This is a genomic window from Guyparkeria sp., from assembly GCF_046540515.1.
GTDB lineage: Bacteria > Pseudomonadota > Gammaproteobacteria > Halothiobacillales > Halothiobacillaceae > Guyparkeria.
Genome location: NZ_JBKHFB010000071.1, coordinates 1 through 9,261, shown reverse-complemented (window position 1 = coordinate 9,261; position 9,261 = coordinate 1). Strand labels below are relative to the sequence as shown.

Below are 9,261 nucleotides of genomic sequence, written 5' to 3'. Positions count from 1 at the left end.
CTGCTGCGCTCGGTACCCATCGAGGCGCTCAACCTGACCGTCGACGAGTACCGCCACGACGCGACCGGTGCCCGGCATTACCACCTGGCCACCGACGACGACCAGAACGTCTTTCTCGTCGGCCTGCGCACCGTGCCGGAGGATTCCACCGGCGTGGCGCACATCCTCGAACACACGGTGCTGTGCGGTTCCGAGCGCTACCCCGTCCGCGACCCGTTCTTCATGATGATCCGCCGGTCGCTGAACACCTTCATGAATGCCTTCACCTCGAGCGACTGGACGGCCTATCCGTTCGCCTCCTGCAACGAGAAGGACTTCTACAACCTGCTCGACGTCTACCTCGACGCGACCTTCTTCTCGCGCATCGACGAGCTCGATTTCCGCCAGGAGGGCCACCGGGTCGAGTTCGAGCAGTGGGACGACCCGTCGACGCCATTGGTGTTCAAGGGCGTGGTGTTCAACGAGATGAAGGGCGCGATGAGCGACCCGACCTCGGTGCTCTGGCAGGCGCTCTCGCGCGAGCTGTTCCCGGACACCACCTATCACCACAACTCCGGCGGCGATCCGGAGAAGATCCCGGATCTCACCTACGAGCAGATGGTGGCGTTCTACAAGCGCTTCTATCATCCGTCCAACGCGGTGTTCATGACCTTCGGCAACCAGCCGGTCGAGCGCCTGCAGCGCGAGTTCGAGGACAAGGCCCTGGCACGCTTCGAGCAGATTGACCCGGACTCGGCTGTGCCGCTGCAGCCGATCTTTGCCGGGCCGAAGCAGGTCGAGGACGTCTACCCGCTCGACGATGACGACACCGCCGAGAAGACCCATGTCAACGTCGGCTGGATGCTCGACGAGAGTGCCGACCTCGATGCACGCCTCGAGGCGCAGCTGCTCGAGGGTGTCCTGCTGGACACCAGCGCCTCGCCGTTGTTGAAGGCGCTGGAGACCACCGATCTCGGTGCCTCGCCATCGCCGGTCCTCGGCCTGGAGGATTCGCAGCGCCAGATGGTGTTCGTCGCCGGGCTCGAGGGCAGCGAGGCCGACCGCGCCGAGGACGTGGAGAAGCTGATCCTAGACACGCTCACCGAGGTGGCCGACGAGGGCGTCGACCCCGAGACGGTCGAATCGGTGCTCCATCAGCTCGAGCTCGAGCAGCGCGAGGTGACCGGCGATGGCTTCCCCTACGGCCTGCACCTGATCGTCCAGGCCCTGCCGGCGGCGATCCACGACAGCGACCCGATCAACCTGCTCGACCTCGAGCCGGCGCTCGAGCGGCTGCGTGCCCGCGCCGCCGACCCGCAGTTCATCCCCAACCTCGTACGCCGGCTGCTCTTGGACAACCCGCACCGCGTGCGGCTGGTCCTCAAGCCGGACACCGAGCTCTCCGCGCGCCAGCTGGCGGCAGAGAAGGCGCGGCTCGCCGCCATGCAGGAGACGCTGACAGACGCGGACGAGCGGCGCATCGTCGAGCAGGCCAGGGCCCTGGCCGATCGGCAGGCCGAGGAGGGCGACATCTCCATCCTGCCGACGGTCACCCGCGAGGACATCCCGGCGGACATCGATATCCCGCAGCCTGAACAGTTCGTCCACCAGCCATCGAGTCAGCGTTGGTACAACCGCAGCACCAACGGGCTGGCCTACCTGCAACTGGCGATCGACCTGCCGGAGCTCTCCCGCAACGAGCTCGAGCTGATGCCGGTCTACACCGGGCTTCTGACCGAGTTGGGTGCCGGTGACCGGGACTACCTGCAGATGGCCGAGGCCGTCGCGGCGAAGACCGGTGGCTTCTCCTCGGGGGCGTCGGTGCGTGCGGGCATCGACGACGTCCACCGGACCAGCGGCTTCTGGCTGTTGTCGGGCAAGTCGCTGGTGCGCCACGCCGATGCCATGGTGGATCTGTTCCACCAGCACCTGGACGCCGCGCGCTTCGACGAGATCGATCGCATCCGGGATCTCGTCAGCCAGATGCGCTTCGGTTCGGAGCAGGGTGTGTCGGGGCGGGGCCATGTCCATGCCATGTTGCTGGCCTCGAGCGGCATGTCCGCGCGGGCCGCCCTGCGCCATGACACCGCCGGGGTGTCGGCGGTGCGCCGCATCAAGTCCATGGACGACGGCCTGGAGCAGGCATCGGCGCGCCACGATCTTGCCGAACGTCTGGCGCGTCTGCACGAAAAGCTCAAGGGCGGGCTGCGCCACTACAACGTGGTCACCGAGCAGCGTCACTTCGCCGAGATGGCCCAGGCACTGCGCCCGCACATGCACCAGGGACGGACGGACAGGCCGTTCGCGCTGGCCCGCCACGAGGCGCAGGTGCGCGAGGGCTGGATCGGTAACCTCGCGGTCAACTACTGCGCCAAGGCACACGCCTGCGTGCCGCCGAAGCATCCGGATGCCGCCGCGCTGGCGGTACTGGGCGGCTTCATGCGCAACGGTTTTCTGCACACGGCGATTCGCGAGAAGGGTGGGGCCTACGGCGGTGGGGCCGGCTACGATGCCGAGTCCGGCAGTTTCCGCTTCTTCTCCTACCGCGACCCGCGGCTGGGCGAGACGCTCGAGGACTTCGACCGCGCGGTCGACTGGGTGGTCGACAATACCCACGAGGACCGCGCCGTCGACGAGGCCATCTTTGGTGTGATCGCCTCGATCGACAAGCCGGGCTCGCCGGCCGGCGAGGCGAAGAAGGCCTTCATGGACTCGATCCACGGCCGCACGCCGGACGATTTGCGCGAAATGCGCGCCCGGGTGCTCGATGTCACCCAGGACGACTTGAAGCGGGTGGCCGAGACCTACCTCAAGCCCGAGGCGGCCTCGGTGGGCGTGCTCGCCGGTCCGTCTCGCGAGGCGGATCTCCGGACGCTGGACCTGCGGATCGAGCGCATCTGACTCGGCCACCAGTTAGGATTGCACGGGATGAATGACGGAACACCCAGGGGAGGGACGGCAATGCGCTGGATGATCGGGATCGGCCTGGCCGGCCTGCTGCTGGTTTCCTATTTTCTGCTGCCGATCCTGAGCCCCTTCGTGGTCGGGTTCATCATTGCCTACCTGTTCAATCCGGTGGTCACGCGCCTGGACCGCCGGGGCATCTCGCGGACATGGGGAACGTCGCTGATCTTCCTGGTCGGGGCGTTGCTGTTGCTGGTCGGCCTGATCGCGCTGATCCCGGTACTGATCGAGCAGACCGCCCGGCTGGTGCGGGTCTTCCCGCAATTGCTCGACATCGTCCAGCAGCGGGTGATCCCCTGGGTCAACCAGACCGTCGGCGTGGAGCTGCACGTCGGGCAGCTGCGTGACCTGTTGGTCAAGCACGGCGAGACCATCGGCAAGATGCTCGCCGACGGGTTGTCGAACGTCTCCACCACCGGCACGGCCGTGTTCGTCGCGGTGATGAACCTGCTCCTGATCCCGGTTATCGCCTTCTATCTGCTGCGCGACTGGCCGCTGGTGACCGAGCGCATCGAGCGGATGCTGCCCCGCCATCGGGCCGACGCCATCGTCGAGCTGGCCCGCGAGTCCGACCGCATGCTGGGCAATTTTCTTCGTGGTCAACTGGCGGTGATGATAGCCAATGGGGTGACCTACGCCGTCGGTCTGACCCTGATCGGGCTCAATACGGGGATCGCGATCGGCCTGTTCGCCGGGCTGGTGAGCTTCGTGCCGTACCTGGGGACTATCGTCGGCGTTTCACTGGCCCTCGTCGCGATGTACATCCAGGCCGACAGTCTCTGGCCGCTTTTGCTGGTGGTGCTGGTGTTCGGTGTCGGGCAGGTGCTCGAGACCATCGCCTGGCAGCCCCGTTTCGTCGGCAACGAGATCGGGATGCACCCGGTGGCGGTGATCTTTGCGGTAATGGCCGGTGGCCAGCTGTTCGGCTTTTTCGGCATCCTGCTTGCGCTGCCGGTCTCGGCGGTGCTGATCGTGCTGGGCAAGCACGCGCTGTACTCCTATCGGCAAAGCCGTTATTACCGTGGAGGCGACCAGCGGGCGCTGCCGCCGGATGACGACGCCACTGGGGGCTGACGCGGATGCAGCAGATCCCGCTGGCGCTGGATCTCGTCACCCCGACGAGTTTCGAAGGGTTCATCGGTAACGAGAACCTGTTGCTCAAGGCCACCCTGGCCAAGCAGGCCACGGGGGGCGGCGAGGAGCAGGTGCTGATCCACGGCCCCTCCGGGACGGGCAAGTCGCACCTGGCCCAGGCGGCCTGTTATCACGCCGGTTCGATGGGCCGGCCGGCGGCCTACTGGCCGCTACGCCAGCTGGGCGGGCAACTGGCGGCGGCCAGCGAACAGATCGATGCCTTCGCGCTGGCGGTGGTCGACGACGTCGATGCGGTTACCGGCCAGGCGCAAGGCGAGTTCATGCTGTTCGACCTGATCAACCGGGCGCGCGAGGCCGGCGTGCCGCTGCTGCTGACGGCCTCGCGCCCGCCCACCGAGCTGCCGGTACAGTTGGCGGACCTCGCTTCGCGGCTGACCTGGGGGGCGGTAATGGCCGTCCATCTGCCGGGCGACGGCGAGAAGATCGAATTGCTGCGCGCCCGGGCGCAGGCGCGGGGGCTGGAGATGCCGCATGGCACGGCGCAGTGGATGCTGGCCCACCTGCCGCGTGATGTCGGCACCCTGCTCGACGCCCTCGACAGGCTGGACCGCGAATCGATGATCGCCAAGCGGCGACTGACCATCCCCTTCGTGCGCGAGGTGCTGGTCGAGGCGGGTTGAGACTCGACCGGGCCACTTCTCCCGGCCGATTGTCGGATTACATCGTGTGGCGGACGATGCGCTGCTTGTCTCGCTGCCAGTCCCGTTCCTTGATGGTTGCGCGCTTGTCGTGGGCCTTCTTGCCCTCGCCCAGCGCGATCTCGAGCTTGACCATGCCGCGTTTGAAATAGAGTGCCGTGGGCACGATGGTGAAGCCCTTGCGCTCCACCTGTCCGATCAGCCGTGCCAGCTCGTGCTCGTGCAGCAGCAGCTTGCGCGTGCGGGTGGGATCGGGCTTGACGTGACTGGAGGCCTGCAGGAGCGGCGTGATCACCGCGCCCAGCAGCCACGCCTCTCCGTCCTTGATGATCACGTGTGCATCGGCGATCTGGGCCTTGCCGGCGCGCAGGGCCTTGACCTCCCAGCCCTCGAGTACCAGCCCGGCCTCGATGCGCTCGCCGAGAAAGAAGTCATGCTTGGCCTTCTTGTTCAGCGCGATGGTGGACTGACCACTGGTGGGCTTGTTGTTGTTCTTGCTCATGCGCGCATTCTAACAGGATCACCCGGCCTTCCCGCGGGTTGTGGTCGTGCAACCCGGGGCATGTCGCCGCTTGGCCGCAGCAGCGTCTTGGTGGTAGCTTTCAGGCCATCCGTCGGCCTCCCGGGAGAGGCGCCTGATTCGACTGAACCGAGGGGGAAGCCCGGTGTCCGCACAGCATCTCGAGAACCACCCCGAATGGAGTGGCCGGCTGGCCTTCATCCTGGCCTCGGCGGGCTCGGCCGTCGGTCTGGGCAATATCTGGAAGTTTCCCTACATCATGGGCGAGAACGGCGGCGGGGCGTTCGTGATGATCTACCTCGCCTGCCTGCTGATCGTCGCCACGCCGATCCTGATCAGCGAGGTAATGCTGGGCCGGCGGGCGCGTTCCAATCCGATCACGGGCATGGGCAAGCTTGCCGACCGGGCCGGGGTGAGCCGCGGCTGGCAGGTGATCGGCTGGATGGGCGTGCTGACCGGTTTTCTCATCCTCAGCTTCTACTCGGTGGTGATGGGGTGGGCGCTGTCCTACGTCGAGAAGGCGGCCACCGGGGCGTTCGTCGGCGCCTCCTCGGAGACGATCGAGGGGCTGTTCGACGGGTTGGTCGGCAACCCCGGCACTCTGCTGTTCTGGCACACGGTCGCCATGGTGATGACCGTCGCGGTCGTCGCGCGGGGAGTGCGCGGGGGACTGGAACTGGCCACGCGCATCATGATGCCGCTGCTGATCGTGATCCTGGTGCTGCTGATGGGCTACAACATCGGTACCTCGGGCTTCGCCCCGGCGATGGCATTCATGTTCGCGCCGGATTTCTCGCAGGTGACCACCGAGACCTTCCTGGTCGCCCTGGGGCACGCCTTCTTCACCCTGAGCCTGGGCATGGGTGCGATCATGGTCTACGGCTCGTACATGCCCCGGAACACGTCGATCGTGCGGGCCGGCATATGGATCATCGTGCTGGATACCGGCATTGCGCTGCTGGCCGGGATGGTGATCTTCCCGATCGTGTTCTCCAACGGCATGAGCCCCGAGCAGGGCGCCGGATTGATCTTCCAGACCCTGCCGCTGGCTCTCGGGCAGATGGAGTGGGGCTACGGGCTTGCCATCGTACTGTTCGTGCTGGTGTCGATCGCCGCCTGGACCTCGGCGATCTCGCTGGTCGAGCCGGCGGTATCGTATCTCTGGGAACGCTTCGGCATCCGCCGGCTGCACTCGGCGATCGCGGTGGGTGTCGCGACCTGGTCGCTTGGGGTGCTCGCGGCCCTGTCGTTCAACCTCCTCGACGAGGTTACCCTGTTCGGCAAGACCGCCTTCGGGCTGCTGGAATTCACCACCGCCAACATCCTCTTGCCGGCCGGCGGCATGCTGATCGCGCTCTTCGCCGCCTGGCGCATGCCACGGGCCGACTCGGCCGAGGAGCTGGGGCTCTCCGGCTGGCGCTATCGGTTGTGGTGGTGGCTGGCGGCCGTCGTCGCCCCGCTGGGCGTGGCGCTGGTGTTTCTCAACGGACTGGGGCTGTTCGGTTAGGGAACCTCTGCACGAATCGATTTCGATTCGTGCAGAGGTTCCTCAGGAAAGGTCTTCACTGCGTCGCGCTCTGCTAGACTCCGCTCTCCGATCGACCGCCGGTCGCCATCGTCGGCGGCAGGGCATGAACCGAAAGGGCGCATACTTCCCGGCATGAGTACCACTATCGAGCGACAGGTCGATGTGCCGTTTTCCGCGCTGCAGATGTACGCGCTGGTAAACGACATCGACGCCTATCCCGAGTTCCTTCCCTGGTGCGAGCAGACCCGCATCCTGCAGGCCGCCGGGGACGAGGTCGAGGCGAGCATCACGCTGAGGAAGGGGGCGATCCGCAAGACCTTCGTCACGCGCAATCGCAACGAGCCCGGCTCGCGCATCGTGGTGACCCTGGTCGACGGGCCGTTCCGTCACCTCGATGGCTTCTGGGGCTTCGAGGACCTGCCCGAAGGGGGATCGCGGGTCACGCTCGACATGCGGTTCGAGTTTTCCAACCGCCTGCTCGAGCGGGCGATCGGGCCGGTGTTCCGCGAGATCGTCAAGAACCTGGTCGGTGCGTTTCGAAAACGCGCGTTCGAGGTTTATCCGCGTGACGGGAGCGAGGGCGCGTGAAGGTCGAGGTGGCTTACGCCCGCCCGGACGTGCAGGTTATCCTCGAGGTGGATGTCCCCGAGGGGGCGACCGTTGAGGAGGCGATTCGCCACAGCGGTATCCTCGAGCGCTTCCCGGAAATCGACCCCTCGACGCAGAAAGTAGGCGTGTTCGCCAAGGTCGCGCCGCTCTCGCAGCCGTTGCGAGAGTGGGACCGGGTCGAGATATACCGTCCCCTGATCGCCGATCCCAAGGCCGCGCGTCGGCAGCGCGCCCAGAAGGACAGCGCCCGGAAGGAGGGTTCCAAAAGGGAAGGCAATCCACCCGCCCGCAAGGCGCCATCGACCGAACCGGTCAAGTCGGACCCTGAGCCCGCGGACACGAAAAAACCGGCGGAGTAGGTCTCTCACCGGTTGGTTTCCGTTACCGTCAGTGCCCCGGTAGGCGGGTGCCGCGATCTGCCCCGACGCCCGCCATCAGGGCGAGCCCTGGGGCGGCGGGGTTTGCGGCAGCGGCTGGCCGTCGTCCGGTATCCCCTGGTCGTTGGGGTTGTCCCCGCCGGTCGGGCCAGGGGCGCCGCCTGTCGGCGCGGTGCTCGGTGAGACCCCGTCGGGCAGCTCGGCGCTGTTCATCGATGGGGCCTTGGACAGGTCCATGCCGTCCCGGCTGATCGAGTCGACGCGTCCGGTGGTGTCGTATTCGATCACCAGGGTGTGGCGGAAGGCCTCTTCCTTGCTGCGCTTGTCGTAGTATATGTAGGTATCGCGCTGACCCTGGTGGAAGATGTCGTTGAGACTCGGGGTGCCGAGGATCGAACGTACCTGGGACTGCGGCATCCCTTTGCGCAGACGCTCGACCTGCTCTTCCTCGTAGATGTTGCCCTGCTGGATATCCGGCTCATAGACCTGGATGAAGCTGGGGACGTAGACCGACGAGCAGCCGGCGAGCAGGGTGGCGACGAGCGGAAGCGTGAGAAGTGGGCGCTGCATGATCCTGGAAAACCTGTTCCTGATGGTCTGGATGGGCATTCGGTTGCGCCCAATCATACGCCGTCTGGGGACGCTCTGCACGGATCGACCATCGCCCGGTATGCCCTGAGCTGGGCAAGGCGAAGGTGTGGGTCCGACTTCGACGGGCTGGCCTCGTTTTTGGAAGGGTGGTCGCGTGGACGTTCGGCGCGACATGGGGCGCGTCAGGCCCGCGTGCGTTCCGGTTCTCGCGGGTTTGGCTGGCGGGGAAACGCAGCTCTCTCGGAGATTGCGCGTCGATTCTGCGCGTGGGGCTCCGGTCCGGGTGGTATCTTCGGTTACAATCCCGCAGGCACACGTAATCGAGGGCAGAAGTTTTGGATTCCAGTGAACTCAAGAAGGCCGGCCTGAAGGTCACTCTCCCGCGGGTGAAGATCCTCGAGATCATCGAGTCCAACCCTGACTGGCACATGAGTGCCGAGGACGTCTACAAGGAACTGCTGGCCCGCGGCGAGGAGATCGGGTTGGCGACGGTCTACCGCGTGCTGACCCAGTTCGAGACCGCCGACATCCTCAAACGTCACCAGTTCGAGGGCGGCAAGGCCGTGTTCGAGCTGATCTCCAAGGGCGATCACGATCACCTGGTCTGCGTGAAGACCGGGCAGGTGGAGGAGTTCCACGACCCGATCATCCAGGAGCGTATCGCCAAGATCGCCGACGAGTTCGACTTCGACCTCACCGACTACTCGCTGGTGATCTACGGCATCAGTCGCAAGGCGACCGGCAAGAGATAGGGGGCGATGCCCCGACGCAAGACGCCCGCCGGGGGTTCCCTGGCGGGCGTCTTGCGTTTCCGGCGCTGTGCCTGTCATGCCGAGCTGTCAAGCAGCTCGCGGGCATGTGCCCGGGTCTGGTCGGTGACCGCCCGCCCGCCGAGCATGC

General features: G+C 66.1%; 9 protein-coding genes. 7 read left to right on the top strand and 2 right to left on the bottom strand.

Annotated features, from left to right (window positions below; all coding sequences use genetic code 11):
* The 3 genes from ACLFRM_RS08100 to hda all read left to right on the top strand — a co-directional run.
* Nucleotides 1-2,880: insulinase family protein (locus tag ACLFRM_RS08100; protein WP_410755233.1), on the top strand; the 2,880-nt coding region annotated here is incomplete at its 5' end.
* A 60-nt stretch (nt 2,881-2,940) separates the two neighbouring features.
* Nucleotides 2,941-4,017 carry an AI-2E family transporter gene (locus ACLFRM_RS08095; RefSeq protein ID WP_410755232.1) on the top strand — a complete coding sequence of 359 codons (1,077 nt, stop codon included), beginning with the start codon at nt 2,941-2,943 and terminating at the stop codon, nt 4,015-4,017.
* 5 nt (nt 4,018-4,022) lie between these two features.
* Nucleotides 4,023-4,718 (top strand): DnaA regulatory inactivator Hda, encoded by a 696-nt coding sequence (gene hda / locus ACLFRM_RS08090; protein WP_410755231.1) that lies wholly within the window; start codon nt 4,023-4,025, stop codon nt 4,716-4,718.
* 37 nt (nt 4,719-4,755) lie between these two features.
* Here hda and smpB read toward each other — a convergent pair whose 3' ends face one another.
* Nucleotides 4,756-5,238 carry an SsrA-binding protein SmpB gene (smpB, locus tag ACLFRM_RS08085; RefSeq protein ID WP_410755230.1) on the bottom strand — a complete coding sequence of 161 codons (483 nt, stop codon included), beginning with the start codon at nt 5,236-5,238 and terminating at the stop codon, nt 4,756-4,758.
* A gap of 163 nt (nt 5,239-5,401) precedes the next feature.
* Between smpB and ACLFRM_RS08080 the strand changes: the two genes are divergently transcribed.
* From ACLFRM_RS08080 to ACLFRM_RS08070, 3 genes are all read left to right on the top strand, one after another.
* A complete protein-coding gene (locus ACLFRM_RS08080; protein WP_410755229.1) occupies nt 5,402-6,763 on the top strand; it encodes a sodium-dependent transporter in 1,362 nt (453 codons plus the stop codon).
* A 153-nt stretch (nt 6,764-6,916) separates the two neighbouring features.
* Nucleotides 6,917-7,372: a type II toxin-antitoxin system RatA family toxin gene (locus ACLFRM_RS08075; protein WP_410755228.1), complete on the top strand. Its 456-nt coding sequence runs from the start codon at nt 6,917-6,919 to the stop codon at nt 7,370-7,372.
* Nucleotides 7,369-7,752 carry an RnfH family protein gene (locus ACLFRM_RS08070; protein WP_410755227.1) on the top strand — a complete coding sequence of 128 codons (384 nt, stop codon included), beginning with the start codon at nt 7,369-7,371 and terminating at the stop codon, nt 7,750-7,752. Before ACLFRM_RS08075 ends, ACLFRM_RS08070 begins: the two co-directional genes overlap by 4 nt.
* 75 nt (nt 7,753-7,827) lie before the next feature.
* Here the strand turns inward: ACLFRM_RS08070 and ACLFRM_RS08065 are convergent, their stop codons facing one another.
* On the bottom strand, nt 7,828-8,340 hold the full coding sequence (locus ACLFRM_RS08065; protein ID WP_410755226.1) for an outer membrane protein assembly factor BamE: 513 nt from the start codon (nt 8,338-8,340) through the stop codon (nt 7,828-7,830).
* Nucleotides 8,341-8,696: 356 nt separating this feature from the next.
* On the opposite strand from ACLFRM_RS08065, the gene fur reads away from it, so the two are divergent.
* Nucleotides 8,697-9,113 (top strand): ferric iron uptake transcriptional regulator, encoded by a 417-nt coding sequence (fur, locus tag ACLFRM_RS08060; RefSeq protein ID WP_410755225.1) that lies wholly within the window; start codon nt 8,697-8,699, stop codon nt 9,111-9,113.
* Nucleotides 9,114-9,261 lie beyond the last annotated feature (148 nt).

Excerpts from the sequence above, each read along its gene's own strand:
- ACLFRM_RS08065 (WP_410755226.1), bottom strand. The coding sequence starts at position 8,340 with ATGCAGCGCCCACTTCTCACGCTTCCGCTCGTCGCCACCCTGCTCGCC.
- ACLFRM_RS08075 (WP_410755228.1), top strand. The coding sequence starts at position 6,917 with ATGAGTACCACTATCGAGCGACAGGTCGATGTGCCGTTTTCCGCGCTG.
- smpB (WP_410755230.1), bottom strand. The coding sequence starts at position 5,238 with ATGAGCAAGAACAACAACAAGCCCACCAGTGGTCAGTCCACCATCGCG.
- hda (WP_410755231.1), top strand. The coding sequence starts at position 4,023 with ATGCAGCAGATCCCGCTGGCGCTGGATCTCGTCACCCCGACGAGTTTC.
- ACLFRM_RS08095 (WP_410755232.1), top strand. The coding sequence starts at position 2,941 with ATGCGCTGGATGATCGGGATCGGCCTGGCCGGCCTGCTGCTGGTTTCC.